This window comes from Nocardioides sp. LS1 (assembly GCF_003865225.1).
Taxonomy (GTDB): domain Bacteria; phylum Actinomycetota; class Actinomycetes; order Propionibacteriales; family Nocardioidaceae; genus Nocardioides; species Nocardioides ginsengisegetis.
Window position 1 is genome coordinate 380,935 of record NZ_BIFF01000002.1, and the last position, 26,115, is coordinate 407,049.

Here is a 26,115-nt window from a genome sequence, read left to right on the forward strand (position 1 = left end):
CTCAGCCCACGAACTCGAGGTTGGAGGTCAGCCACTTGCCGTCCTGGAGGACCAGGTCGAGCTTGAGCCGGAAGTTGCGGGCGACCGGCTTGTTGCCGGTCTGCACGTTGGCGACGGTGCCCGAGGTCGCCGCGATCACCGTCGCGCTGTCCTGGTCGACGGCGACGACGCCGGCCCACAGGACCGAGCCGTCCATGACCGACTTGTTCTGCTGGAGCACCTGGATGACGCCCTTGGTCGAGGTGGCGTACTGCTTGCGGAACGACCCGGTGGCTCCGGCGGCGACCTTGTCGATGCTCGCCTGCGCGTCGTCGTAGCGGATGTTGATGAACGCCTCCGCCTCCGCGCGCGCGGCGGCCATCACCGCGGCGTACCGCTCCTGCTCGGCGCTGTCGGTCACCGAGGTGTCGTGGGTCCGGTAGACCAGCACGCCGCCGACGACGGCGGCGCACGCGAGCACCAGCGCGAGGGCGTAGAGCCCGAGGTTCAGCCTCACGGACTGACCACGGGGCCGACGAGCAGCCACTTCCACGAATCCCCTCCCAGGACGGACAGGTTCCCCTGATCACGGAACCGGACGGGCCTGCCGTCCTTGTCCACCGCACCGTAGACGATGCCGGTGCTGGGGTCGTAGGAAGCCCGGTAGGCGCGCCCGACGGAGCTGTTGTTCGGGCCGCCGGGGGCGTACTTCCCGCCGCGCATGTTGTACGGCGCCGGGCTGTTGCACTGGGCCGGGTAGATCGGTGAGTCGCTGAGCTGGTCCCCGCGCCGCCACTGCGACTTGGGCTTGTAGCCGTCGGTGCAGGGCTGGACCTTGTTGGAGAACTGCAGGTTGACCCGGCCGTAGCCGTCGGGCGGGGTGCCGGTGAAGCCGCTGGAGATGGTGCGCGGGAAGGTCACCAGCAGCTGCTCGATGCCGGCGAGGTGCGAGACGACGACGGTGTTGATGCTGACCGCGTTGCCCAGCAGCACCGGCAGCGTCGGCCCGAGGTCCTTGAGGAGCGCGTCGAGCTCGCGGGCCGTGCCGGGCGTGCCCTGCAGGACGGTGCGCAGGTCGCCGTCGCTGCGCCGCAGCGAGTCGGTGATCAGCCGCAGGTCACGGGAGAAGGCCTTGATGTTCTCGCCCTCGTCGCGCTGGGTGCGCAGCACGGTCAGGCCGTGGTCGAGCAGCGAGATCGTCTCGTCCTCGTGGGCGGCGGCCTCGTCGACGAACTTCCCGCCGTTGTCGATGAGCTTCTGGAGCGGGCCGCCGGTGTCGCGGAACATGTCCCCGAGCTCCTTGACGGTCACCTGGAGGTTCTTCTTGTCGACCGACCCGACGAACTGGTCGAGCTCGACCAGCAGGTCGGCCTCGTCGACCGGCAGCGAGTCCTGGCTGCCGGCCAGGGTGTCGCCGTTGCCGGCGTACGGGCCCTGGTCGTCCGGCGGCTCGAAGTCGAGGTACTGCTCGCCGACCGCGGAGAGGTTGTGGACGTACATCGGCGAGTCGAGCGGCAGCCGGGTGCCGTCCTGGAGCGCGAGGTCGAGGCGTACGCCGTCGCGCGTCGTGTGCATCGCGCTGATCTTGCCGATCTTGACGCCGCGGTAGGTCACCTCGCTGCCCTCGAACAGGCCGCCGGAGGTCGGCAGCGTCGCGTGCACGCTCAGGCCGCGACCGAGCACCTTGTCGACGAAGCCGAGGTAGGACGCGGTCACGTAGACGATGCCGACCGCGCTGAGCACGAGGAACGCCGCGATCCGGATCCGCACGCCGCGGGTCATGCCGCACCCCCGTAGAGCGCGCTGCCGGACTCGTCGGGCTGGTCGGCGCCGCTGGCGAGGGAGGCGGTGAAGCCGTCGAGGCCGGGCAGCGTCGGGAGTCCGGGGAGGTCGGGCAGGTCACCGGCGTTGACGACCTGGCAGACAGCGTTGTCCTTGTTCTCGTCCTTCTGGCACGCCTTCTTGAGCTTCTTGAGCGCGTTGGCGTCGTCGAGGACCTTCAGGCAGGCCTTGCTGGTGATGTCGCCGCTGGCCAGGCACTTCTGCACCTGGTTGAGCACCTGCCCCGGGTCGGGCACGTCGATCGGCGGCAGCGGGCCGCCGCCCCCGTTGGGCACGAACGTCCCGAGGTTGATCTGGGCCCGGATGAAGGCGTTGGCGTAGTCGCCCTTGACGACCTCGGACGCCTCCTTGGGGAAGGGGAAGCTGATGGCCATGTTGAGGCCGGGCGCCAGGTGGTCGCCGGCCTCGTTGAGCTTGGTCAGCACGGGCTTGAGGTCGGCCAGCGTCTGGATGAGGTCGGCCTTGCTGGCGCCGATGACGCGGGTGCCGACGGCACCGAGGCGGTCGAGCGACTTGAGCATCGCGATCAGCTGGGCGTGCTGGTCGTCGAGCACCTTCACCGCGGGGCCGACCACGTCGAGGGCGTCGCCGATCGTGTCCTTCTCGCGGTTGAGCGTGGCGGTCAGGTTGTTCATCGACTCGAGCGCGTCGATGATGTCGGCCTTCTGGTCGTCGAGGGTGCCGACCACGTCCTTGAGCGACCCGAGCAGGTGGCGCAGCCGGTCGGTGCGACCGTCCATCACGTTGTTGAGCTCCTGGGTGATGGTGCCGAGCTGGCCGACGCCGCCGCCGCTCAGCAGGAACGACAGTGCGCCGAGCACCTCCTCGACCTCCGGGTTGCGGCCGGTGGCGGACAGCGGGATGTTGTCGCCGTCCGAGAGCCGTCCGTGCGGCTGCTCGCCGGTGGGCGGCAGGAGGGCGACGTACTTCTCGCCGAGGAGGCTGACCTGGCGGATGTCGGCGATCGCGTTGTCGGGCAGCACGATGTCGTCGCGCACCAGCATGGTGATCTCGGCGTGCCAGCCCACGCGCTGGACGTCGGTCACCTCGCCGACGGTCACGTCGTCGACCATCACCGGCGACTTCGGGACGATGTTGAGGATGTCGGCGAAGTCCGCGGTCACCTCGTAGGCGTGGTCGGCGTCGACCGGGCCGCCGGGCAGCGGCAGGTCGTAGGCGCCGTCGAACTTGCAGCCGGAGACGAGCAGGACGAGACCGAACGAGACGAGGGCGAGGCGCTTCACCGGCCACCCCCGATCAGGGTGCTGAGCGACGAGCCGCTGCCGGCGACGTACTGCTGGGCGGCGGCCTGGTCGCGCTGCGTGGTGGACGGGACCGAGGGCCCGGAGGTCTGGCTCTTGCTCGTCTGGTCCTCGGCGGGCTCGATCTGCTTGAAGATCCGGCACGCGAGGTCCTTGCTCGCCTTGGGCATGCCGGACTGCATGACGATCGAGCAGAGGAAGCCGTCGAGGTCGCCGAACGTGCCGTTGACGCCGATCCGGGACCCGATCGAGCCGCTGGAGTTGTTGAAGGCGACCGCGAGGTTGCCCAGCGCGAGCGGGGCGACCTGGAGGGCGTCGTCGATGCTGCCCTTCTCGGAGTTGATCGTCTGCATGACGCGGGTGAGCTTCTCCAGGTCGGTCACGAGCGCCTTGCGGTTGTCGTGGACGAAGCCCTTGACGGTCCCGACGGCGGTGGCGACCGAGGACAGCGCCCGCTGGAGCTGGACCCGCTCGGTGACCAGCGACCCGGAGACGCCGGCGAGGTCGCGGATGAACGCGCGCACGAGCCGGTCGTTGTTGCCGAGCACCTGGGAGAACTTCGCGAGCTGGGTGACGGTGGCGAACAGGTCGCCGCTCCCCTGCCCGAAGGTGGTCGCGGCCGCCGCGAGGTTGCGCAGCATCTTGTTGCCGAGACTCCCCTGGCCGGCGAGGTTCTTCGCGCCGGCCTCGAGCACGTGGTTGAGGGTGCCGTCCTTGTTGACGCCGTTGGGGCCGAGCGCCTCGGACAGGTCGCGGAGGCTGGCGTAGATCCGGTCGAGCTCGACCGGGACCCCGGTGTCCGGCAGGGCGATGTCGGCGCCGTCGGCCATCAGCCGGTCGCCGTCGGACCAGGCCGGCGTCAGCTGCACGAAGCGGTCGGCGACCAGGGTGGGCGTGACGATCACGGCCTTGGCGTCGGCCGGCAGCTTGTACGACGCGTCGTACTGCATCTCGACACGGACCGAGTTGCCCTCGGGGATCACCGCCGTGACCCGGCCGACGTTGACGCCGAGGATCCGCACGTCGGAGCCCTCGTAGATCGACACCGCGCGCGGGAAGTGCGCGGTGACGGTCTTGGTCTCGTCGCCGCCGCGCAGGAGAAGCAGGCTCGCGGCGACCAGCGCGACGACGACCGCCGCGACGAGGACGCGTGCGTTCCGACCCTTCATGGCGGCCACCTACTCCTGCTCCGGGACGAACTCGCCGGTCGGGATGGCGGCGAGGTTGACGACGTAGGCGTCGAACCACGGGCCGGTGCCGATGATGTTGCCGAGGATGGAGGCGTAGGGGCCGACCGCCGCGAGCGTCGCCTTCAGCTCCTTCTCCTTGCTGTTGAGCAGGTCGAGGAGGTCGTCGACCTGCTGGAGGGCCGGCCCGATCTCACCCTGGTTGTCCCGGGCGACGCCGCGCAGCTGGTCGGCGAGGAGCCGGGCGTTGACCAGGAGCTGGTGGATCGCGGCCTTGCGGCGCTGCACCTCCTGGAAGACCAGGTCGCTGTTCTTCATCAGGTCGACGATGTCGCGGCTCCGGTCGGCCAGCACCTTGCTGACGTTCTTGGAGCTGGCCAGCAGCTTCTGGATCTGCTCGTCCCGCGACGCGACGGTCTGCGAGAGCCGGGCGATGCCGACGAAGCTGTCGTGGATCTGCGGTCCGGCCTGGTCGAGCGTCGTCGAGATCGTGTTGAGCGCCTGCTTGAGCTGGCCGGTGTCGATCCGCTCGGTGGTCGTGGTGAGGTCCCCGAAGACGCCGACGATGTCGTAGGCCGACTGGGTCCGGTCGACCGGGATCGGGTCGTCGGTGGAGAGTTGACCTGGCCCGGCGGGGACGAGGTCGAGGTACTTCTCGCCGAGCAGGTTGAGGACCTCGATCGAGGCCCGGCTGTCGGTGCCGAACTCCACGCCGTGGTCGACCTCGAAGGTCACCACGACCGTGTGGCTGTCCTCGAGGCTGATGTCCTTGACCCGGCCGGCCCGGATGCCGCCGACCTGGACCATGTTGCCCTTGTGCAGGCCGCTCGCGTCGGCGAACTCGGCCCGGTAGAGGTCTCCGCCGAAGCCGGGGAACTTCGAGAGGTTGAAGGCCGCCGTCATGATCAGCAGCATCACCACCAGCGTGATCGCGCCCAGGCGGAGGATCTGGGCCTCGGTGTAGCGCCTCATGGCGTCTGACACCTCGCGGCGGAGCTGTTGAAGGAGATGTGGTTGAGCTCCTTCTGCAGGTCCTTCAGGCCCGGCACGTCGCTGATGACGGGCAGCTTGATGTAGCCCTTGAAGCCGCAGAGGTAGTAGTTGTACCAACTGCCGTAGGTGCCGGTCCGGGTCTGGTCGGTCATCGACTCGGGCAGCCGGTCGAGCATCTCCACGACCACCTTGCGGTTGACCGGCTTGTTCAGCGTGGCGGCCAGCTGGCGCAGCTGGACCACGTCGGACTTCACCAGCGGGCGGCTGCTGCTCACCAGGTCGGCGACCACGGCCGTCAGGTCCGAGATGTTCTGCAGGGACGACCCGATGGTGTTGCGGTCGCGGGCGAGGTCGGCCATCCAGCGCTTGAGCTGGACGACGAGCTCGGTCAGCTGCTGGTGGTGCTGGTCGACCGTGGTGAGGGTCTGGCCGAGGTTGGTGACGACCTCCCCGATCAGCTTGTCGCGGTCGGCGAGCGTGTTGGTCAGGGACGCCGTCTTCTGCAGCAGCCCGGCGACCGTGCCGCCCTCGCCCTGCAGCACCTGGACGAGGTTCATGCTGAGGTCGTTGACCTGCTTGGGGTTCAGCGCCTGGAAGAGCGGCTGGAAGCCGTTGAACAGCACGGTCAGGTCCAGCGCCGGGCTGGTGTTGCGGATCGGGATCGTCGCGTCGGCTGCGAGCGGCTCGGCGTGTGCGTCCGAGCCCTCCTCGAGGGCGAGGTAGCGGTCGCCGACCAGGTTGAGGAAGCGGATCTCCGCGCGCGAGGCGGTCGTCAGGGGCACGTCGGCCTTCACCCGGAACGTCACCAGCGCCTCGGTCCGGTCGTAGTGCTCGACCTTCTTGACCTCGCCGACGCTGACGCCGGCGATCCGGACGTCGTCGCCCTTCTCGAGCATCGAGGCGTTGGAGAAGACCGCCTGGTAGTTCTTGCCGGCCCCGAAGCCGATGTTGCCCATGATCGCGGCGAGCAGCCCGGTCACCAGGATCGAGCTGAGCGTGAAGATCCCGAGCTTGATCCCGGCCGAGATCGTGGTCGAGTTGCGGCTCATCGCGTCCCCCCGACCATCCCGCTGCCGGGGACCGTGCTCGTGGGCGGGTGGTTGTCCTGGTCCGTCCCGTCGTCGAGCGGCTGGAAGCCGATCGGGATGGCGGGGTCGGGCAGGCCCAGGCACCACGGCCCGTGGCCGACCTCGCCGTAGACCGGACGGTCGCGGGCGTCGTACTCGCGGTACTGCGGGGTGTTGAAGACGAAGTTCTGCCGGATCATGTTGCCCTGGAAGACCTTGGCGAGCAGCGGCTCGTAGCGGTCGAGGCCGGCCATCAGGCAGGGGTACTCCGGGCTGTACGTCGCGAGCAGGCCCGTGATCGGCTGGGTGACCTGGCCGACGCGGACGATGTCGGCGCCGTTGTCCTGCAGGATCCCGGTCGCGGTGTCCGAGACCCCGGTGAGGTCGCCGAAGAACGCCTTGAGGTCGTCCTTGCGCTCGATCACCGTCTTGCTCGTCACCGTCACGTTCCGCAGCACGCCGAGCAGGTCGGGCGCGGCGATGTCGTAGGTGTCGGCGACCTGGGCCAGCAGCCTGAGGTCCTCCCGCAGCGTGGGCAGGTGGTCGTCGATGACCCCGAGGTAGCTGTCGAGCTCGTCCATCGTCTCGCCGATCTGCTTGCCCCGGCCGCCGAGCGCGGTGGCGAGGGCGTTCAGCGTGGCGTTCAGGTCGGCGGGCCGCACCGAGCGCAGCAGGGGGAAGAGGTTGGCCAGGATCCGGCTCAGCTCGACGTTGGTCTCGACCCGGTCGGCCGGGATGACGTCGCCGTCGGAGAGCGAGGCCGACGCCGGGTGGGCGGGGTCCTTGAAGGAGATGTACTTCTGGCCGAACAGCGTGGTCGGCAGGATCTGCACGTCGACGTTCTCGGGGATCTCGCGAGCGGCGTCGGGCTGCAGCGCGACCTTGATGACCGCCTGCTTGCCGTCGTCGGAGATGTCGCGGACCTGGCCGACCAGCACCCCGTGCAGGCGGACGTCGCCGAACTTCGCGAGCTGCAGGCCGGCGCGGTCGGCCTGGATCGTCACCATCGTCACCGTCTGGAACGTCTTCTGGTAGACCGCGATCGCCAGCCCGATGAGCAGCGCGATGACGGTCAGGAAGACGACGCCGCTGACGAGCAGCCGTCGGTGCTCGGCCGGGGTGTCGTGGGTGATGTTGACGAGCATCCGGCGGCTACCCCGTGATCCGGACGGTCGTCGTCGAGCCCCAGATCGCGAAGCTCAGGAAGAAGTCGGCGACCACCACGGTGACGATGCTGGTCCGGATGGCCCGCCCCACGGCCATGCCCACGCCCGCCGGTCCGCCGGACGCGGTGTAGCCGTAGTAGCAGTGGATCAGGATGATCGCGGTCGCCAGGAACAGCAGCTTGCCGAAGGACCAGAGCATGTCGATGGGCGGCAGGAACTGGATGAAGTAGTGGTCGTAGGTGCCCGGCGACTGCCCGTAGACGAGGGTGGTGATCAGCCGCGGCGAGAGATAGGACGCGCAGAGCGCCACGATGTACAGCGGGATCACCGCGATGAACGCCGCGATCATCCGCGTGGTCACCAGGAACGGCAGCGACGGGATCGCCATCACCTCGAGCGCGTCGATCTCCTCCGAGATCCGCATCGCGCCGAGGCGGGCGGTGTAGCCGCAGCCGACAGTCGCGGCCAGGGCGATCGAGGAGACGAGCGGGGCGACCTCGCGGGTGTTGAAGTAGGCGGAGATGAACGCCGAGAACTTCGCGACGCCGATCTGGCTGAGCGAGGCGTAGCCCTGGATGCCGACCTCGGTGCCGGCGAAGAACGCGAGGAACGCGATGACGCCGACGGTGCCGGCGATCAGGCTCAGGCCGCCCGCACCGAAGGTGACCTCGGCCAGGGTGTTGACGATCTCGCGCGGGTAGCGCTTGATCGCCCGCGGGGTCCACGCCAGCGCCTTGACGTAGAACATCAGCTGGTCGCCGTACTGCTCCAGGGAGGCGCGACGTCCCTGGATGATCGAGCTGCCGATCGCCGAGATGCTCGCCATCACAGCCCCGGGGGTGGAACGACCTGGAAGTAGATCGCCGTGATCACCGCGTTGAGGAAGAACAGCAGCATGAACGCGATGATCACGGACTCGTTGACCGCCTTGCCGACGCCGCTGGGGCCACCGCCGGCGTTGAGGCCCTTGTAGGCGCCGACGATCGCGGCCAGCCAGCCGAAGACGACCGCCTTGACCATGGAGATGTAGAGGTCGGGCAGGCTGGCGAGCGCAGTGAAGCTGGAGAGGAACGCCCCCGCGGAGCCGCCCTGCACGATCACGGTGAAGAAGTAGCCGCCACCGATGCCGGCGCCGATCACGAGCCCGTTGATCATCAGCGCGACGAACATCGTGGCCACGACGCGCGGCGCGACCAGGCGGGCCAGCGGGTCGATGCCCAGCACCTCCATCGCGTCGATCTCCTCGCGGATCTTGCGCGCCCCCATGTCGGAGCAGATCGCGGAGCCCGCAGCTCCCGCGATGAGGAGGGCCGCCGCGATCGGTGCCGCCTCGCGGACGACGGCGAGGACGGCGGTCGCGCCCGCGAAGGACTGCGCGCCGAGCTGGCCGGTGAGGTTGCCGACCTGGAGGGAGATGACGGCGCCGAACGGGATCGAGACCAGGATCGTGGGCATCAGCGTGACGCTGGTGATGAACCACGCCTGCTCGATGAACTCGCGGAACTGGAAGGGGGTGGTGAAGATCCGCTTGGTGACCTCGACGACCATCGCCGCGATCTCGCCGGGGCCCCGGATGACGGACACAGCGGAGAACGCCATCGGTCACCTCCCCTGTGGATCGATCGGACGCCGTGACAGACTAGAACGCGTTCTCATTTCCCACAACGGGCCCCCAGCACGTTCCAGCGACTGGTCAACGAACAACGCCGTGCGGGGTAACGCGTCGCACACGGGCTGCGACGCGCGTCACATCTAGGATCGGGGCGTGCTGAGGCGAGACCGATGAGCGACGACCTGTGGGCCTCGTTTGCCCGCGACCCCCGCTCCCCCGCGAACGCCGGCCTCCGGGCCGCCGACCGCGACCGCGACCTGATCCACCAGCTGCTCGGCGAGGCGTACGCCGACGGGCGGCTCGACCGCGAGGAGTTCGACCAGCGGTCGGGCCAGACGTCCGCCGCGCGGACCCTGGGCGAGCTGCCGCCGATCGTGGCCGACCTGGTCGCGCCGACCGGATCGGTGCCGGCGCTGGTCGTCAGCGGCGACGTGCATGGCCAGGCGGTCGAGAAGTACCGCAGCGACCGCCGCGAGGCGTTCATGGGGTTCCTGGGGCCGTCGATCATCTGCGTGGTGATCTGGTTCGTGCTCACCATGGGCTTCTTCTGGCCCGGGTTCGTGATCGCCGGCACCGGCATCAACCTGGTCCGCACGCTCGTGATGCGGCAGGACATCATCGCCGGGCACGAACGCAAGCTGGAGAAGAAGCGCCTGCGCGAGCTCGAGGGTCCCGAGGAGCCCGGCATCCCGGAGTCGGACTGATCAGTCCAGGCAGAACTCGTTGCCCTCGGGGTCCTGCATCACGATGAAGCCGCTGCCGAGCTCCTCGCCGGGCTCGAAGCGCTGGAGCCGGCTCGCCCCGAGCGCCAGGAGCTGCCCGCAGGCCTCCTCGAGCGCGGCCATCCGGCCCTCGGGTGGCACCCCGGCCGCGGCCCGGACGTCGAGGTGGAGCTTGTTCTTGGCGACCTTGCCCTCGGGCACCTTCTGGAAGAACACGCGCGGCCGGGCGCCGTCGGGGTCGACGATGGCGGACCGGTCGTTGCGTGCCTCGGGCGGCACGCCCCAGGCGTCGAGCGCGGCGTCCCACGTGTCGAAGCCGTCGGGCGGCGGCTGGAGGACGTAGTGCAGGGCGACCGCCCAGAACTCCGCCTGGGCGCCCGGGTCGTGGGCGTCGAAGGTGATCTGGACCTCGCGTGCGCTCATGCGTCCCATCCTTCGGGTCGGTGCTTCCTGGGCAGCTTGGAGACGACGAGCCGGTAGGACTCGTCGACGGCCTCGCACAGCTCGTCGTCGGGGATCTCCCCCGAGAACGACAGGTTGTTCCAGCCGGAGCGGCCGATGTAGGCCATCACCGTGGCCGCACCGGGGTAGCGGTCGAGCCACTCGTCGGCAGCCTCGCGGCTCGGGCCGCCCTTGATGCCGACGCCGTCACCGCCGAGGAAGGCGAAGATCTTGCCCGCGGCCCCCTCGCCCACCTTGATCACCGGGTGGTCGTGGTCCCACGGGTTGTCGGGCCAGGCGCCGGGCTTGGCAAGGCAGAACGCCTGCATCTCGGCGGCGTCCATCAGTCGGCGTCCATCAGTCGGCGTCCATCAGTCGGCGTCCATCAGTCGGCGTCCTCGTCGTCGTCGAGCAGGCCCTCCTTGCGGGCGGCGGCGACGATCGAGCGGACGTGGGTGAGGGTGCCGCAGTTGTCGGCGATCCGGGCGTTGCGCTCGGTGGCGAAGGCCTCGCCGAGCTCCGCGCGGACCTTGTCCGAGACCTCCTCGCGGGCGGGGTTGAGGATCGTCAGCTCCTCCTCGGTGAGGTGGTGGTTGACGACCTTGGCGAGCTCCTCGACGGCGTCGTCGAAGGCCTGGGTGTCGGTGCCCTTGAGCTCGAGCACCGCGAGCAGGGCCTCGTGGCCCTCGGCGTGCTCCTCCTCGCCATGCTCGGCCTCGTGGTCGGAGACGGCGTCCTTGCGGCGCAGCTGGGGGTAGACCTGGGTCTCCTCCGCGAGCGCGTGGGCGACGTGCAGCGTGGCGAAGGCCTGACGGGCGGCGTCGCGGTCGGCGCTGCTGTCGCGCAGCTCCCTGAGCAGCGACTCGAAGCGGCGGTGGTCCTCGAGGATCAGCTCGACGACGTCGCCGCTGACGGGGTGTCCGAGATCGATGGTGGTCATGGCACGACCCTAGGACAGGCCGGCAATGCTGGCGGCCAGCTCGTCCCGGCTGGTGTGCCGGCGGGCGCGCTTGCGGTAGCGCCAGACCTGGGTGAGGCCGACCGCCCAGAGGACGTACTGGGCGCTCATCGCCCACCGGAAGGCCTCCGGCGCGTAGTCGGTGCCGCCGCCGGGCGTGCGCCAGTCGAGGATCACGCCGATGCTGACGACGAGCAGCAGACTGGCGGTAAAGCCGCCCTGGTTGATGATCCCGCTGGCGCTGGCCAGCCGGTGGGGCGGGTTGGAGGTGCGGGCCACGTCGAAGCCGATCATCGAGGCGGGACCACCGACGCCCACGACGAACACCAGCAGGACCAGCACCGGCAGCGGGGCGTCGCCGGGCCAGAGCAGCACGACCGTCCAGGCGACCACGATGGCGCCGACGATGGTCAGCGCCATGCTCGAGCGGTGCCACGGGTGCAGCCCGATCAGCCAGCCGAGCCCCGGGCCGACGAGCATCACGGAGACGACGAGGCAGGTGAGCAGCCCGCCGGCGGCGTTGGGGCTGAGGCCCTCGCCGCGGACGAAGAACGGGTAGCCCCACAGCAGCGCCAGGGCGGTCGAGCTGAACTGGGTGGAGAAGTGGATCCAGAACCCCAGCCGGGTGCCGGGCAGCGCCCAGGAGGCCGCGAGGCTCTTGCGGACCGCCGGCAGGGACAGCGCCGGCCCGCGGCGGCTGCGCTCGGCCGGGGAGTCACGCAGCAGCAGGAGCACGGCGACCGCGAGGACGATGCCGAGCGAGGCGGTGGAGAGGTAGGCCTTGGTCCAGCCGACGTGGCCGAGCGCCCAGGTCATGGGCACGGCGGCGAGCACGCCGCCGAGCTGGCCGAGGGTGCCGGTGAGCTGGGTGATGAGCGGGATCCGGGAGACGGCGAACCACGTGGCGATCAGGCGCAGCACGCAGATGAACGTCATCGCGTCACCCATGCCGACGAAGAGGCGGGCCACGAGGGCCTCGGGGTAGGTCTCGGCGAGCGCGAAGCCGGTCTGGGCGGCGGTCATCAGCAGCGTGCCGGTGAGCATCACCCGCCGCGGGCCGAAGCGGTCGACCATCAGGCCGACCGGGATCTGCATCGCGGCGTAGACGAGCAGCTGCAGCATCGTGAACGTCGCGAGCTGCGAGGCGGAGATGTCGAAGCGTTCGGTCGCGGCGAGGCCGGCCACGGCGAGCGAGCTGCGGTGGAAGACCGCGAGCAGGTAGACGAGCAGGCCGACCAGCCAGACGACGAACGCTCCCCGGTAGGGAGGGGTCACTTGGCGCCGGCCTCCATCATCTGGCGCAGCTCCTTCTTGAGGTCACCGATCTCGTCGCGCAGCCGGGCCGCGACCTCGAAGTGCAGCTCGGCGGCCGCGCCCTTCATCTGGTCGGTGAGCTCCTGGATGAGCTGGGCCAGCTCGGCGCTCGGCATCCCGGCCAGGTCGGCCGCGTGCTTGCCGGAGGTCTTGGCCGAGAGGTTGGGCACCGGTGCCTTGCGGGCCTTCGGGTCCTGGTGCTGCCACGACTCGAGCAGCTCGTGGGTGCTCTCCTCCTCGCGGGCGAGCATCTCGGTGATGTCGGCGATCTTCTTGCGCAGCGGCTGCGGGTCGATGCCGTGGGCGGTGTTGTAGGCGACCTGCTTCTCGCGGCGCCGGTTGGTCTCGTCGATCGCCTTCTCCATGGAGGGCGTGATCTTGTCGGCGTACATGTGGACCTGGCCGGACACGTTGCGGGCCGCGCGGCCGATCGTCTGGATCAGCGACTTGTCGGAGCGCAGGAAGCCCTCCTTGTCGGCGTCGAGGATCGCCACCAGCGACACCTCGGGCAGGTCGAGGCCCTCGCGGAGGAGGTTGATGCCGACGAGGACGTCATACTCGCCGAGACGGAGGTCGCGCAGCAGCTCGATCCGCTTGAGGGTGTCGACCTCGGAGTGGAGGTAGCGGGTGCGGATGCCGGCGTCGAGGAGGTAGTCGGTGAGGTCCTCGGACATCTTCTTGGTCAGCGTGGTGACCAGGACCCGCTCGTTCTTCTCCGTGCGGGTGCGGATCTCGTGGATCAGGTCGTCGATCTGGCCCTTGGTCGGCTTGACGACCACCTCGGGGTCGATCAGCCCGGTCGGGCGGATGATCTGCTCGACGGTGTCGCCGCCGACCTTGTCGAGCTCGTAGTTGCCGGGCGTCGCCGAGAGGTAGATCGTCTGGCCGATGCGGTCGAGGAACTCCTCCCAGCGCAGCGGCCGGTTGTCCATCGCGCTCGGCAGCCGGAAGCCGTGGTCGACCAGGTTGCGCTTGCGGGACATGTCGCCCTCGTACATGCCGCCGATCTGCGGCACCGCCACGTGGGACTCGTCGACGACGAGGAGGAAGTCCTCGGGGAAGTAGTCGAGGAGGCAGTTGGGCGCCGTGCCCCGCTCGCGGCCGTCGATGTGCATGGAGTAGTTCTCGATGCCCGAGCAGGAGCCGACCTGCCGCATCATCTCGACGTCGTAGGTCGTGCGCATCCGCAGCCGCTGGGCCTCCAGCAGCTTGCCCTGCTTCTCGAAGGTGGCGAGCTGCTGCTCGAGCTCGGTCTCGATGCCGCGGATGGCGCGCTCCATGCGCTCCGGGCCGGCGACGTAGTGGGTCGCGGGGAAGACGTAGAGCTCGGAGTCCTCGGTGACGACCTCGCCGGTGAGCGGGTGCAGCGTCATCAGCCGCTCGATCTCGTCACCGAAGAACTCGATGCGGACGGCGTGCTCCTCGTAGACCGGGAAGATCTCGAGGGTGTCGCCGCGGACCCGGAAGGTGCCGCGGGTGAAGGTCATGTCGTTGCGGGTGTACTGGATCTCGACCAGCCGGCGCAGGATCGAGTCGCGGTCGTGCTCCTCGCCGACCTTGAGCCGGATCATCCGGTCGACGTACTCCTGCGGGGTGCCGAGACCGTAGATGCAGGAGACCGTGCTGACCACGATCACGTCGCGCCGGGTCAGCAGCGAGTTGGTCGCGCTGTGCCGCAGCCGCTCGACCTCCTCGTTGATCGAAGAGTCCTTCTCGATGTAGGTGTCCGTCTGAGGCACGTAGGCCTCGGGCTGGTAGTAGTCGTAGTAGGAGACGAAGTACTCGACCGCGTTGTCGGGGAAGAGCTGCCGCAGCTCGTTGGCGAACTGCGCGGCCAGCGTCTTGTTGGGCTGGAGCACCAGCAGCGGCCGCTGGACCTGCTCGGCCACCCACGCCACCGTCGCGGTCTTGCCGGTGCCGGTCGCGCCCAGCAGCACGACGTCCTGGACCCCGGCGTCGATGCGCTTGCTGATCTCCTTGATGGCGGCGGGCTGGTCGCCGGCAGGCTGGTAGTCCGACACCACCTGGAAGGGGGCGACTTTCCGCTCGAGGTCGGTCACGGGGCGCATGCGGACAGCGTACGGCGGGCCGCCGACAGTCCTCGCCGGGCCGTGCGACGCTGGGCTCGTGCGCACACGGGGGTGTCGTGGTCTCGCCGGGGCGGTCGCCCTGCTGGCGGTCCTGGGGCTGTCTGCCTGCGGTCACGCCGCCGAGCCGGACGTCAGCCTCGAGGGGCGCTGGCGGTTGGAGAGGCTGGTCGACGCGGGCGACGAGACCGTGTTCGCCAAGGTCTCCCGGCCGCCGGTGCTGACCTACATCCTCGACTACCAGGCGCTCTCCGGCTGTCAGGTGATCGAGTGGAAGACCCACACCGACGGCGAGGACGTGCGGTTCACGGACATGTCGGTGGGCTCGATGATGTCGTGCCCCGTGAACTTCGTGGACCTGCTCGACGGCACCTACCCCGACCTGCTGCGTCGTGTCGACCATGCCCGGCGCGGCGACCGCACGCTCGTCCTGAGCGGTGACGACCTGGAGATGACCTTCGTGCCGCTGGACAGTCGTGACACCGTGCTCGACTGACGTGCTAACCGGCTGCGACCCGGACCGCACTCAGGATGCCCGGCAGGCTGGCCGGGTGGGCCATCGTCAGGTCGGCGAGATCCTCGGGCCGGAACCAGCGAAGGTCGTCGTGCTCGTCGGGTGCGGCGTTGACCGGTTCCCCGTCCCAGCGCGTGACGAGGAAGGCGTGCAGGTCGAGGGTGGCGTCGCTGATCGTCATCGTGATGGGTCGGGGGTCGTGGATGTGGACGCCGAGCTCCTCGAGGCATTCGCGACCAACGGCCTGGTGGGGCAGCTCGTCCGGCTCGACGTGTCCGCCGACGAGGTCCCAGCAGTCGGGGTACCACCGACGCGACGGGTGGCGATGCGCCAGGAGCACGAGACCGTCGCGCACGAGGGCAGCGACGGCGATCGGGGTCCGGGGAACCATGGCGGCACCCTAGGCGCGCATGCGCCTGCGCGGAGAACGTGCGTCCCGGCGGTCCTCTGACGCGGGGGGCACTTGCGGTTGGACCCGCATTCTCGTGCCGAGATCCGGAAGCATGGTGTGGGACGTCATGCGTTCTGGTCGCCATGACCGCCAGAGCGGATGACGTCCCGCGTCGGGTCATCCGCGATGGTGGCAGGGACAGCCAGCTCGTATGACCTTCCCTGCTGACCCGTCCGGAACCGCACTGGTCTGCCGCGATCCGGGCGGCCGATCGCGTCCACCGTGCAGCTGATGGCGGGCAACCGCCGATGAGGGCTCACCGAGGGCGAGCAGCCGCGTGTCGCACACGCCTGAGCGCTGCGGCAACCCCGGCGACGACTGCCCCAACCGCCACAGCCACCACCCAGGCGGGTGCACCCACGTACAGCGCGAAGAACGCCACCAGGGCAAGGACGAAGGCACCGGTGAGCAGCGCCAGTGAAGCGAGCACACCCACCACCAGGCGGGCAGTGCGGGACGGCGGAGGTAGCTCGGTCACGGGACTCAGTGTTGCGCGGGGCTCACGACCCAGGTAGGCGGTGAAGGTCCGGGTAGGCAAGCACGAGACTCCGTGCCCCGGTCGCCGCGCCGCAGTCCCGCAGCGCGCTGCCGGCCTCGCCCAGCCCGCGCAGGAAGTCGTCAGGGTTGTAGAACCCTCCACCACCCACGAAGTCGGAGCCGACGCGCACGGATCCGTCGAAGTCGCCCGAGAACAGCACCGATTGACTCGTGGAGTCCCACGATGTCCCGGCGGGCCAGAACACCACCGAGTCGCCCAGCATCAGGCAGTCACCGCGCAGGCTCAGATTGCCCTTGACCGTTGCCAGCGGGTACGACGCACCCGGGATCGACACTGCCACCACGGGCCCGTTCACGACACCCGTCGCCTCCGGCGAGTCCTGGCGCAGGGCAAACGTCAACACCCCGGCGACCACCACCATCGCGAGCCCGACACCGAGCCTCACCAGCCATCGCACAGTGGGAGTATGCGCTCCGACCACTCGAGATGCGCTGCACAGCACATGTCATCATTCGGTGCGTGTCATGGAGAAGATCCAGGCAACCGCGCCCACGAGTGTGGTTGCTCGTCGCGGTGATCGCCGTGTTCAACACGACGCTTGGGTTGCTCTCACCGTCTGACGGCCACGTGCCGTACCTCTTCGCCGCCGAGTCGGCGGTCCTCCTCGTCGTCGCGCTCATCCGCGCCTTCATCGAGCACAGGCGCCTCAAGCACGCGGCAGCGTGATCAGGTCGGCTCGCTGACTCCGCCAGTCCACTCGAGCGGCAAGGCCGCAAACCACATCACGTCGCACCGCTCGCCCTGCCAGACGCTGTGAGCGCGCATCGTTCCCTCGTGCACGAAGCCCGCGCGGCGGGCCACCGCGACCGACGCCTCATTCCCCGAGACGATCGTCAGGAAGACGCGCGCCGCCCCCCGGTCGAAGAGCCAGCGGGTCAACAGGATCACCGCACGAGTGGCGTAGCCGCCACCCCTCGCACCTGCTGCGATCCAGTATCCGACCTGCGCCACGTCCTCCTCGGTCCAGTCATCCACGCCACAGCAGCCCACCAGCTCACCGGACTCGCATCGGCAATCGCAAACGCAACGCCGTGCGGTTTCCCCGTCGTGGCCTGCGTCTGCCAGCCCAGGACGAACCGATCCACGGCGGTCTCGGCCTCGAGGAGCGAAAGTGGCGGGGCCGGGCGTCCCTGCCGGTCGTGAGCCCCGTTGTAGCGCCGGATCGCGGGGTCGGCACTCGATGCCGACACGAACGGCGCATCATCTCTCGACCAGGGACGCAGGGTGACCCTGCCGTCGGAGAGGGTCACCGTCGGACCGTCGCGCCACGCCTCGCTCACGAAGCCGATCCTCGCAGCACCGACGCTCGGCCGCCGTCAGTACGGTTTCGACGGGTGAGGCGCCGGGTGAGCCACTAAGTTCAGCGGCATGGACCACGGGGGCACCGATCAGGGAGACGACGAGCTGCGAGCTGCGCTGACTCGGCTGGTGAGGCAGCTCGTCCACGAGGACTCGGATGCCGCCCGTCGAGGCGAGGACCTGCTGCCGATCCTGGACGCGCACCTCGGGGTGGCGGCCGACGAAGTGCCGGTCGTGGTCGAGCCCATCATGGTTCACCGCTGGGCCGACACGGACATCGCGCTGGCGGAGATCGTCGCCCGCGACCCGGGAGCCCGGCTGTTGGGCGTGGGGGGCGGAGACCAGCGGCACCACAGCTCCCTGAGCGACCTGATGTCCAACGCCGAGTGGGGTCGCTTCCGCAGAGGTCAGGTCGACCGCCTCAACGTGGCTACGGGACCTGACGCCGAGCGGGCCACCGTGGCGTTCGGCCTCCACGTCTTCCACCACGCGGGCGCCCCGATGGTGGTGTTGCAGCGGGTCGGCAACCCCGAGCACGGCTCCCAGGCACGCCTGGAAGTGCTCGCCGCCGATCCCGAGGCGGCCGCAGCCATGCTCGCCGAGCTTCGTGACGAGGCGATGCGTCGCAGCGTGCTCTGGCGCCAGGTCATCAGCTTCAGTGGCAATCCGTACGCGCGGTCCATGTCGGGCTTGACCTTTCACCGACGGCCCGAGCTTCCCGCCAGTCGTGTGGTGCTGCCGGAAGGCACCCTGGACCAAGTACGTGCGCATGTCGTCGGCCTCGCGCACCACCGGGACCTGCTGCGGGAGAAGGGGCAACACCTCAAGCGCGGCGTGCTGCTGTACGGCCCGCCGGGCACGGGCAAGACGCACACCGTCCGCCACCTGGTGGGCGCTGCCTCGGAAGCCACCGTGGTGCTGCTCAGCGGGACCGAGATGGTGCACGTGGGCGCTGCAGCCCAGATTGCTCGTGCACACCAACCTGCAATCGTCGTGATCGAGGACTGCGACCTGATCGCCGAGGACCGCGACCACCACTTCGGTGGCGGCGCGTCCCCGTTGCTCTTCACGCTGCTCGATGCCATGGACGGGCTCGACCAGGATGCAGATGTGGCCTTCCTGCTGACCACCAACCGAGCGGAAGCACTTGAGAAGGCCCTCACCCAACGCCCCGGCCGGGTCGACCTCGCCGTTGAGATCCCGCTCCCCGCAGAGGCCGACCGACGTGCCCTCATCGATCTCTACGCTTCGGAGCTCGCCTTCTCCGCCGCCGCCGTCTCCCGCGCCGCCCGCGACTCCGCGGGAACCACCGCGTCCTACGCCAAGGAGCTCGTACGCCGGGCCGTGCTGCTCGCGGCCATGACCGGACGCGAGCCCGATGACGACCACCTCGAGGCCGCGAGCGCAGAGCTGCTGTCCGACTCGGCACGACTCACACGTGCGCTCCTGGGCTCGACCGACGAAGCCGACAGGACAAGCACCCACTAGCGCCAGGTCGAGTCCTCGTCCCCTCGGCCGGAGTCGGCAGCCTGCGGCACATCGGGCCGCCTGCGGAGAGAACGCGCGTCCACTGACTAGATTGATCCCGTGAGCACTCGCATCCGTTCCACACCCGAGCGCCTGGTGCGGATCATCCGGCGGACGCTGCTCACGGCCATCGGGGTCCAGCTCGCGGTGGCGATCGGGATGTCGGTCGTCGACTCCTACCGGCGCCGCGGCAAGAAGCCGCGGCCGTTCCCCACGACTCCCCCGCGGACGGTCGTGATCGGCGACGGCACCGTCACGACGTACACCTTCGGCAAGGACCTCTTCGACGACATGCTGGCCGCCATCGAGGGCGCGCGCCGGCAGATCCTCTTCGAGACCTACATCTGGAAGGGCGACGAGATCGGCGAGCGGTTCAAGGCCGCGCTCGCCGCTGCTGCCGACCGGGGCGTCGAGGTCTACTGCATCTACGACGGCTTCGCCAACCTCGTCGTCTCGCCGCGGTTCAAGCGCTTCCCGGCCACGATGAAGGTGCTGCGCTACCCGGTCTACACCGCGGGGCTGCGCTTCCTCGACCTGCGCCGCTACGGCCGCGACCACCGCAAGATCCTCGTCGTCGACGACGCGGTCGGCTTCGTCGGCGGCTACAACATCGGCACGCCCTACGAGACCGAGTGGCGCGACACCCACGTCCGGATCACCGGTCCCGGGGTCTGGGACCTCAAGCGCGCCTTCGCGGACTTCTGGAACCTCAACCGACGTCGCCGGATCCGCACCAGCGAGCGGCCGCTGCTGCTCGAGACCGCCTCGACCTGGGAGCCGCGGATCCGGCTGCACCGCAACGTGCCGCGGCTGTGGATGTTCCCCATCCGGGGGATGTACCTCGAGGCGATCAACCGGGCCAGCCGCAACGTGTGGATGACCTGCGCCTACTTCATCCCCGACCAGGACTTCGTCGACGCCATGAAGGCGGCCGCGCGCCGCGGGGTCGACGTACGCCTGCTGGTGCCGCACAAGTCCAACCACATCGTGGCCGACTGGATCTCGCGCGGCTACTTCAGCCAGCTGCTCGACGCGGGCGTGCGGATCTTCCGCTTCCGTGACGCGATGGTGCACGCCAAGACCTCGACCGTCGACGGCACCTGGTCGACGGTCGGCACTGCCAACGTCGACCGGCTCAGCCTGCAGGGCAACTACGAGATCAACGTCGAGGTCATCGACGAGGAGCTCGCCAAGACGCTCGAGGAGATCTTCAGCGTCGACGAGTCCAACAGCCTCGAGCTCACCAGCGGTGAGTGGGAGGCGCGCGACCTGCACCGCAAGTTCACCGAGTTCGTGCTCGCGCCGCTGCGGCCGCTGCTGTAGCGGTCAGCGCGCGATCGACACCCGGACGTCGCCCGCGTCGCCGGGAACGACCCGGAGGTGCAGGCGGCCCCGCGCGTCGGCGACGACGCGGCCCGGGCCGGTGCCTCCGACGTACGTGACGCCGTAGGCGCGTCCCGGCTCGTACGAGGCGGGCGTGCGGACCGTCGCCGGCGAGCCGGCGTAGCCGAACCCGGCGACGGACGCGTCCTCGAGCCGAGACCACGCCTGGGCCTCCGCACGATGGGTGACCACGCGCCAGTGCCACTGGCTCCAGGTCGCGTCGACCGACCGGTAGCCGACGGCGTCCGGGCGCGGCCGGTGCTCGGCGACCACGTCCGCGAGGTGCGGGAGGTAGGTGCGCAGGTCCCGTGCCCAGTAGGGCCAGCTGTGCGTGCCCGGACCGTAGTCGTCGTAGGTGTAGGCGACGCCGGCGGCATCCGCCGCCTGGACGAAGTAGCCCGTGGACTCGTGCACCGCCGCCTCGATCGCCGTGGCGCCGCTGTTGGGCGCGGCCGGGTCGTCGTAGGGCCCGGGCTGCCCGTTGCCGCACCAGAGCTGGAGGTCGGTGTCGGCGAGGTTGGTGACCAGGGAGGCGGGGTTGTGGCCCTTCCAGTTGATGGCGCGCGCGACCGGGTCCCCGAAGATCGCATCGGGCTGCACCCCGTCGAGGCCGACGGTGATGGCACGGACCAGCGACTGGCCGAGGGCCTGGGCCCGCGGGTCCTCGGCGATGTCGGGAGCCCCGGAGAACGACGCCGCCGACACGAACATGTCGGGGTGACGGGCGGCGTAGGAGAACGACCCGAACCCGCCCTGGGAGAGCCCGGCGATCGCCCGGCCCCAGCGCGCCCGGACGGTGCGGAGGTTGTCGTCGACCCACGGCACGAGCTGGTCGATGTGGAAGGTCTCCCAGTTGGCCCGGCCCAGGGCGGTGTGCTGGTCGGCCCAGTTGGCGAACCACGAGCCGCCGTTGGAGTCGTAGCCCATGTCCGGCATCACGACGACGAACGGCTCGTCGCGCGTCGCCTCGCGCGCGTCTCCCGAGTCGACCCAGTCGTTGGCTCCCCCGCTGGTGCCGTGGAAGAGGTAGAGGGACGGGTAGCGCCGCGTCGTGGTGTCGTAGCCCCGCGGCAGCAGGATCGTGACGCGCACCGGCCGCTGCAGCTGCCGGGTCGCGACGACGACGTGCCACTCGCGCGGGCTGGTCGCCTCGGCCGAGACGACGTGGAGCCCGTGCCCGTCCGAGAACGGCGATGCCGACGCCGCGACCGCCGGGGCCGGAGCCGCGCTGACGGCCGGCACCCCGGTCGAGGCGAGCGCCAGCAGGAGCAACGGAGCGGCCAGCCGGCGCGCACGCATGGTCAACGCGCCCGCGGGATGTCGATGATCGAGCTCAGCTGCAGCGCCTTGGCCTTGTCGCCCTTGACCTTCAGCTGCCCCTTGAGAACGCCCGTGACCGGGTTGAGGTGGCCCGTGGCCAGCCGCAGGTAGTCGTGGCCCTCGCAGGTCACCGTGGCGTCGCGCCGCTCGCCCTCGTCACCCTGCGAGACCGTGGCGACGCCGCCCTGGACGCGCACGACGTAGCGCTCGACCTCGCCGGAGGGGTTGCCCAACAGCCGGAACCCGATGGTCAGGTCGGCCTTCGCGGCCTTGCGCGCGTTGAGGAAGTCCGGCAGCCGGCGGAAGATCTCGCCCAGCACGATCGGCCGGAAGGCCGAGGCCATCACCCGCTTGAGGTGGTCGGGGCGTACGTCGGCCAGGGCCGTCGCCACGTCGACCGGGTCCAGCGTGGTGGGGTCGAGGGCGATCTCGCCGGTGCCGGGCAGCTTGAAGATCCCCCCGACGGCGAGCGCCAGCATCGCGTCGCCCTCGATGTCGAGCTTGCCGGAGAGGTACTCCAGGCCGGCGTTGCGCTCGCCCGACACGAGACGCACGAAGCGGACCAGGCTGGTGGAGATGACCACGTCGACCGGCGTCCGTGCGTCCAGGTCGGGCACGAGGGTCATCGCGCCGGCGTCGAACCGCAGCGCCTGGCGCTCCAGCAGCGTGCCGCGACGCTCGAGGTCGAAGCGGACGGTCCCGCGGAGCTCGGCGAGCCGCTCGGCGACGGCGTACTCGTGGAGGCGCGCGAGCAGGCCCCGGACCGCGGCGGGCCGGATGTCGTCGCGGGCGAGCAGCTCGAGGAGCTCGTCGTCGGACGTGGCGCGGATCGCGTCGACCAGCGCCTCGGGGTCGACCGTCGCGAAGAACGCGGTGGCCTCCTCCAGGCCGTCGGTGCGGAGGTGGCCGAGGTCGAGATGTACCTGTGTCATCGGCTCACAGATATCACGAGTGCGGCACCGACGACGGCAGGTGGGTCGGCAGCGACATCCTCGCCCCGCGCCGGGGCCGGTGCAATCCGGCGAGGCCCACCAGCGCCTGCACCCGGCCACGGTGCGGCCGCCAGGGCTCGAGGTAGGCCTCGAGCTCCTCGTCGGTGAACGGCGTGCCGGTCAGCGCCCAGCCGATGTCCTTGGCCACGTGGTAGTCGAAGAAGGACACCGCGTCGGCGTCGCCGAGGGCTCGTTGGCGCACCTCGGCACTCGTCCAGACCCCGACGCCGGGCTGGCTGCGGAGCCGGCGGTCGGCCTCGTTGACGGGTACGCCGGCGGCGCGCTCGAGCGCGTCCGCGACCCGGGCCACGGTGACCACCGTGCGCGAGCGGGCCGGGTCGATGTGCAGCCGGAGCCACTCCCAGGACGGGATCTGGCGGAGCTGCTCGGGGGTCGGCTGCACCCACAGCTTGAGGTCGTGGCCCGGTCCGGGGGCGCGCTCGCCGAAGCGGTGCACCAGCGCGCGGAAGCCGGCGAAGGCCTCCTTGCCGGTCACCTTCTGCTCGATGATGGCCGGGACCAGCGCCTCCATGACCAGGCCGCTCCGGCCCAGCCGCCAGGTGGAGTGGTGGCGCCAGGCCTCGGCGAGCACGGGGTGGCGGGGCTCGAAGCCGGACACGTCGTCGTGGGCGCCGAGCAGGCCGGGCACGGACTCCAGCGCCCAGTCGGCCCCCTCCCCCCAGGCCGCGGCCTCGATCTCGCCGTCGGCAGGGCGTGGCCTGACCGCGAGCGTGGCGGTGCCCTCGGGGGTCCGGATGCCCCGCCAGATCCGGCCGGACTCGTCGGTGCGGTAGGTCGGGTCGCTCCCGCCGTGGCGCTGCTGCGCCATGATCCGACCGGCGGGGCAGGCCCAGTCCGGGCGCCAGGTGCGGGTGCGTCCGGAGCTCACCCGCACGACGCTAGCCGATCTGTCGGCGGGTCCCGCCACAATGGCTGCGTGCTCCTCTCCGACCTCGTCGCCACCTCCGGCGCCGTGGCGGCCACCCGGTCCCGCAAGGCCAAGGTCGCCGCGATCGCCACGCTGCTCGCGGCCGCCTCGTCCGAGGAGGTCGAGACCGTCACGTCCTACCTCGGTGGCGCGCTGCGCCAACGACGCACGGGCCTGGGCTGGCGCAGCGTCAGCGACCTGCCGGCGCCGGCGGACGAGCCGTCGCTCACCGTCCTCGGCGTGCACGACGCCTTCGAGGCGATCGCGGCCATCGGGGGCGCCGGCTCGCAGGCCGCCCGCGCGGCTGCGGTGGTGGACCTGTTCGGTCGCGCGACCGCCGACGAGCAGGCCTGGCTGCGCGGCGTCGTGACCGGCGCGCTCCGCCAAGGGGCGCTGGACGCGCTGGCCCAGGAGGCCGTGGCGGTCGCGGCCGGCGTGCCGCTTCCCACCGTGCGGCGGGCGGCGATGCTGGCCGGCTCGACCACCCAGGTCGTGGTGGCGGCGATGACCGGCGGCGAGGACGCGCTCGCCGCCTTCGGCCTCGAGGTCGGGCGTCCGGTGCTGCCGATGCTGGCCTCCAGCGCCCCCGACGTGGGTGCCGCGATCACCAAGGCCGGCGGCTCGCCCGACCTCCCCGTGGCCGTCGACGTGAAGCTCGATGGCATCCGCATCCAGGTGCACCGCGCGGGCGACGACGTCCGCATCGCCACCCGCACCCTCGACGACATCACCGGCCGCCTCCCCGAGGTCGTCGCCGTCGCCCAGGCCCTGCCCGCGGAGCGGTTCGTCCTCGACGGCGAGGCGATCGCGCTCGACGACGACGGCCGGCCACGCCCCTTCCAGGAGACCGCCTCCCGCACGGCGATGGAGTCCGGCGTCGAGGTCACGCCCTACTTCTTCGACGTCCTGCACCTCGACGGCGAGGACCTCCTCGACTCCCCTGGCACCGACCGGCTCGCGGCCCTCGAGCGGCTCGTCCCCGAGCGCCACCGGGTGCCGCGTCTCGTCACCGGCGACCCCGATGCCGCGTCGGACTTCCTGGCCGACGCGATCCGCGCGGGCCACGAGGGCGTCGTGGTCAAGGACCTCGCCGCGGCCTACGAGGCCGGCCGACGCGGCTCGTCGTGGGTCAAGGTCAAGCCGGTGCACACCCTCGACCTCGTGGTGCTCGCCGTCGAGTGGGGCTCGGGCCGGCGTCAGGGCTGGCTCTCCAACATCCACCTCGGCGCCCGGGCCGACGACAGCGACGGCTTCGTGATGCTCGGCAAGACCTTCAAGGGAATGACCGACGAGATGCTCGCCTGGCAGACCGAGCGGTTCACCGAGCTGGCCCTCGATCCGCCCACGGTCAAGGATCACTACGTCGTCCCGGTCCGGCCCGAGCAGGTGGTCGAGATCGCCCTCGACGGCATCCAGCGCTCCACCCGCTATCCCGGCGGGATCGCGCTGCGCTTCGCCCGCGTCGTCCGCTACCGCGACGACAAGACGCCCGCCGAGGCCGACAGCCTCGCAGTCGTCCGGGAGATGTTCGGACACTGAGGCGCCCGTCCCTCCCCCGCGGGGCCGGGCAGCCTCGGGTCGGGGGCCATCCTCACCACCCTAGGCATGGGCGTCACGCCGGTTGCAGGATCCTGCAAGCCGGGCCCGTCACTCCTCGGTGTCGGCCACCTGCTGGAGCCGGAGACCCGCCGAGAAGCGGGACCGGACCCCCAGCGCCTCCATCAGGGCGGCGATGTCGGACCGCACGGTCCGGACGCTCACGCCCAGCGTCGCGGCGACCACCTCGTCCCGCGCGTCGGTCGCCAGCATCGCCACGATCTGCTGCTGCCGCGGGGTCAGGCCGTCGACCCGACCGGGCTCCTCGGAGGTCGAGAAGGAGGACGCGACCACGGCCTCCCAGTAGCCACGGGCCGCCGCCAGGCATGCGGGCGACTGCACGGCCATCACGGTCGGCTCGCCGTCGACGAACGGCCCCTGGAGCAGGACGGTGCGACGGTCCACGATCTTCATCTGCACGGTGGCGAAGGCGAAGCGGTAGCACTCGCTCCCCTCGCCGGCCAGCAGCAACCGGGACCCCCGGTCGAGGCGGTCGTAGTCGAACAGGCTGACCATCCGCAGCCCGCGCTCGAGCAGGATGCGGTTGTTGGGCAGGCTGACGCGGAGCTGGGCCACGGTGGCGGACGGCCGCACCGAGCAGAGCTCGCGCCAGTCGTACGCCGCCCGCATCATCCAGTCGTTGGTGCCCTCGATGCCGCGGGCCATGACCTGCGCCTCGACGTCCTCGCCCCGGGACAGGGCCGCGGCCACGTGGCTGCGGCGCACCTGCAGCACCGCGGCGGCGTCGAGCACCGCCTGGCGAGCCGCCTCATCGATCCGGTTGCGGGGTCCGAGTCCCTCGCCGACGTCCGATGTCATCGCTTCCCCCACGTTCCCGGAATCCTCGGGCCGCATGCTAGCCGGGACACCCCGTCACTCTCGTGGCACGGACGTGTCACACACCGTTGCAACATCG

Annotated in this window: 27 protein-coding genes; 6 read left to right on the plus strand and 21 right to left on the minus strand. The window is 70.4% G+C overall.

The features are described from left to right. Position 1 precedes the first annotated feature (1 nt). From EJF31_RS06645 to EJF31_RS06685, 9 genes are read right to left on the minus strand one after another with little or no spacing between them, the layout of a single operon-like run. Positions 2 to 496 carry a hypothetical protein gene (locus tag EJF31_RS06645; RefSeq protein WP_125036325.1) on the minus strand — a complete coding sequence of 165 codons (495 nt, stop codon included), beginning with the start codon at positions 494 to 496 and terminating at the stop codon, positions 2 to 4. Continuing rightward, entirely contained in the window at positions 493 to 1,761 is a 1,269-nt protein-coding gene (locus EJF31_RS06650) for an MCE family protein (RefSeq protein ID WP_125036326.1), read from the minus strand. The genes EJF31_RS06645 and EJF31_RS06650 overlap by 4 nt, the downstream gene beginning before the upstream one ends. Next, positions 1,758 to 3,065: an MCE family protein gene (locus EJF31_RS06655; RefSeq protein WP_125036327.1), complete on the minus strand. Its 1,308-nt coding sequence runs from the start codon at positions 3,063 to 3,065 to the stop codon at positions 1,758 to 1,760. Before EJF31_RS06655 ends, EJF31_RS06650 begins: the two co-directional genes overlap by 4 nt. After that, positions 3,062 to 4,252 (minus strand): MCE family protein, encoded by a 1,191-nt coding sequence (locus tag EJF31_RS06660; protein WP_125036328.1) that lies wholly within the window; start codon positions 4,250 to 4,252, stop codon positions 3,062 to 3,064. The genes EJF31_RS06655 and EJF31_RS06660 overlap by 4 nt, the downstream gene beginning before the upstream one ends. A gap of 9 nt (positions 4,253 to 4,261) precedes the next feature. Then, on the minus strand, positions 4,262 to 5,242 hold the full coding sequence (locus EJF31_RS06665) for an MCE family protein (RefSeq protein ID WP_125036329.1): 981 nt from the start codon (positions 5,240 to 5,242) through the stop codon (positions 4,262 to 4,264). Next, positions 5,239 to 6,312 (minus strand): MCE family protein, encoded by a 1,074-nt coding sequence (locus tag EJF31_RS06670; RefSeq protein ID WP_125036330.1) that lies wholly within the window; start codon positions 6,310 to 6,312, stop codon positions 5,239 to 5,241. The genes EJF31_RS06665 and EJF31_RS06670 overlap by 4 nt, the downstream gene beginning before the upstream one ends. Beyond that, complete coding sequence (locus EJF31_RS06675) at positions 6,309 to 7,475, minus strand: MCE family protein (protein ID WP_125036331.1); 1,167 nt, start codon at positions 7,473 to 7,475, stop codon at positions 6,309 to 6,311. Before EJF31_RS06675 ends, EJF31_RS06670 begins: the two co-directional genes overlap by 4 nt. A gap of 7 nt (positions 7,476 to 7,482) precedes the next feature. Beyond that, positions 7,483 to 8,322: an ABC transporter permease gene (locus tag EJF31_RS06680; RefSeq protein ID WP_125036332.1), complete on the minus strand. Its 840-nt coding sequence runs from the start codon at positions 8,320 to 8,322 to the stop codon at positions 7,483 to 7,485. Further along, entirely contained in the window at positions 8,322 to 9,095 is a 774-nt protein-coding gene (locus tag EJF31_RS06685; RefSeq protein WP_125036333.1) for an ABC transporter permease, read from the minus strand. The genes EJF31_RS06680 and EJF31_RS06685 overlap by 1 nt, the downstream gene beginning before the upstream one ends. Positions 9,096 to 9,278: 183 nt before the next feature. On the opposite strand from EJF31_RS06685, the gene EJF31_RS06690 reads away from it, so the two are divergent. After that, positions 9,279 to 9,812, plus strand: coding sequence for a DUF1707 domain-containing protein (locus tag EJF31_RS06690; protein WP_125036334.1), 534 nt, complete (start codon positions 9,279 to 9,281; stop codon positions 9,810 to 9,812). Here the strand turns inward: EJF31_RS06690 and EJF31_RS06695 are convergent, their stop codons facing one another. From EJF31_RS06695 to uvrB, 5 genes are read right to left on the minus strand one after another with little or no spacing between them, the layout of a single operon-like run. Next, complete coding sequence (locus EJF31_RS06695; protein WP_125036335.1) at positions 9,813 to 10,253, minus strand: VOC family protein; 441 nt, start codon at positions 10,251 to 10,253, stop codon at positions 9,813 to 9,815. Next, complete coding sequence (locus tag EJF31_RS06700; protein WP_125036336.1) at positions 10,250 to 10,615, minus strand: MmcQ/YjbR family DNA-binding protein; 366 nt, start codon at positions 10,613 to 10,615, stop codon at positions 10,250 to 10,252. The genes EJF31_RS06695 and EJF31_RS06700 overlap by 4 nt, the downstream gene beginning before the upstream one ends. A gap of 41 nt (positions 10,616 to 10,656) precedes the next feature. After that, positions 10,657 to 11,211 (minus strand): hemerythrin domain-containing protein, encoded by a 555-nt coding sequence (locus tag EJF31_RS06705; RefSeq protein ID WP_125036337.1) that lies wholly within the window; start codon positions 11,209 to 11,211, stop codon positions 10,657 to 10,659. Between the two features lie 9 nt (positions 11,212 to 11,220). Next, entirely contained in the window at positions 11,221 to 12,504 is a 1,284-nt protein-coding gene (locus EJF31_RS06710; RefSeq protein ID WP_125036338.1) for a nitrate/nitrite transporter, read from the minus strand. Beyond that, positions 12,501 to 14,612, minus strand: a complete 2,112-nt coding sequence (uvrB, locus tag EJF31_RS06715; RefSeq protein ID WP_125036339.1) for an excinuclease ABC subunit UvrB — start codon at positions 14,610 to 14,612, stop codon at positions 12,501 to 12,503. The genes EJF31_RS06710 and uvrB overlap by 4 nt, the downstream gene beginning before the upstream one ends. A gap of 58 nt (positions 14,613 to 14,670) precedes the next feature. Between uvrB and EJF31_RS06720 the strand changes: the two genes are divergently transcribed. Beyond that, positions 14,671 to 15,126 (plus strand): hypothetical protein, encoded by a 456-nt coding sequence (locus tag EJF31_RS06720; RefSeq protein WP_125036340.1) that lies wholly within the window; start codon positions 14,671 to 14,673, stop codon positions 15,124 to 15,126. 4 nt (positions 15,127 to 15,130) lie between these two features. On the opposite strand, the gene EJF31_RS06725 is transcribed toward EJF31_RS06720, so the two are convergent. Then, entirely contained in the window at positions 15,131 to 15,535 is a 405-nt protein-coding gene (locus tag EJF31_RS06725; RefSeq protein WP_125036341.1) for an NUDIX domain-containing protein, read from the minus strand. A 560-nt stretch (positions 15,536 to 16,095) separates the two neighbouring features. After that, positions 16,096 to 16,539, minus strand: a complete 444-nt coding sequence (locus tag EJF31_RS06730) for a hypothetical protein (RefSeq protein WP_125036342.1) — start codon at positions 16,537 to 16,539, stop codon at positions 16,096 to 16,098. A 116-nt stretch (positions 16,540 to 16,655) separates the two neighbouring features. Between EJF31_RS06730 and EJF31_RS21780 the strand changes: the two genes are divergently transcribed. After that, complete coding sequence (locus EJF31_RS21780; protein ID WP_185736164.1) at positions 16,656 to 16,820, plus strand: hypothetical protein; 165 nt, start codon at positions 16,656 to 16,658, stop codon at positions 16,818 to 16,820. Here EJF31_RS21780 and EJF31_RS06735 read toward each other — a convergent pair whose 3' ends face one another. Next, complete coding sequence (locus tag EJF31_RS06735; RefSeq protein ID WP_125036343.1) at positions 16,821 to 17,336, minus strand: GNAT family N-acetyltransferase; 516 nt, start codon at positions 17,334 to 17,336, stop codon at positions 16,821 to 16,823. A 186-nt stretch (positions 17,337 to 17,522) separates the two neighbouring features. On the opposite strand from EJF31_RS06735, the gene EJF31_RS06740 reads away from it, so the two are divergent. Together EJF31_RS06740 and EJF31_RS06745 are read left to right on the plus strand one after the other, a co-directional pair. Continuing rightward, positions 17,523 to 18,941 carry an ATP-binding protein gene (locus EJF31_RS06740; RefSeq protein ID WP_125036344.1) on the plus strand — a complete coding sequence of 473 codons (1,419 nt, stop codon included), beginning with the start codon at positions 17,523 to 17,525 and terminating at the stop codon, positions 18,939 to 18,941. Positions 18,942 to 19,040: 99 nt separating this feature from the next. Beyond that, positions 19,041 to 20,303, plus strand: coding sequence for a phosphatidylserine/phosphatidylglycerophosphate/cardiolipin synthase family protein (locus EJF31_RS06745; protein WP_260430673.1), 1,263 nt, complete (start codon positions 19,041 to 19,043; stop codon positions 20,301 to 20,303). A gap of 3 nt (positions 20,304 to 20,306) precedes the next feature. Here the strand turns inward: EJF31_RS06745 and EJF31_RS06750 are convergent, their stop codons facing one another. The 3 genes from EJF31_RS06750 to EJF31_RS06760 are packed head-to-tail and all read right to left on the minus strand — an operon-like array spanning position 20,307 to position 23,564. Then, a complete protein-coding gene (locus tag EJF31_RS06750) occupies positions 20,307 to 21,662 on the minus strand; it encodes an alpha/beta hydrolase family protein (RefSeq protein ID WP_125036345.1) in 1,356 nt (451 codons plus the stop codon). A 2-nt stretch (positions 21,663 to 21,664) separates the two neighbouring features. Further along, the gene (locus tag EJF31_RS06755) at positions 21,665 to 22,615 is read right to left on the minus strand and encodes an SCP2 sterol-binding domain-containing protein (RefSeq protein ID WP_125036346.1); all 951 of its coding nucleotides are present in this window, start codon (positions 22,613 to 22,615) and stop codon (positions 21,665 to 21,667) included. Positions 22,616 to 22,628: 13 nt separating this feature from the next. Beyond that, a complete protein-coding gene (locus tag EJF31_RS06760; RefSeq protein WP_260430674.1) occupies positions 22,629 to 23,564 on the minus strand; it encodes a DNA-3-methyladenine glycosylase in 936 nt (311 codons plus the stop codon). A 48-nt stretch (positions 23,565 to 23,612) separates the two neighbouring features. On the opposite strand from EJF31_RS06760, the gene EJF31_RS06765 reads away from it, so the two are divergent. Beyond that, positions 23,613 to 25,142, plus strand: coding sequence for an ATP-dependent DNA ligase (locus EJF31_RS06765; RefSeq protein WP_125036347.1), 1,530 nt, complete (start codon positions 23,613 to 23,615; stop codon positions 25,140 to 25,142). A gap of 108 nt (positions 25,143 to 25,250) precedes the next feature. Here the strand turns inward: EJF31_RS06765 and EJF31_RS06770 are convergent, their stop codons facing one another. After that, complete coding sequence (locus EJF31_RS06770; protein ID WP_185736165.1) at positions 25,251 to 26,018, minus strand: helix-turn-helix transcriptional regulator; 768 nt, start codon at positions 26,016 to 26,018, stop codon at positions 25,251 to 25,253. Between the last annotated feature and the right edge of the window lie 97 nt (positions 26,019 to 26,115).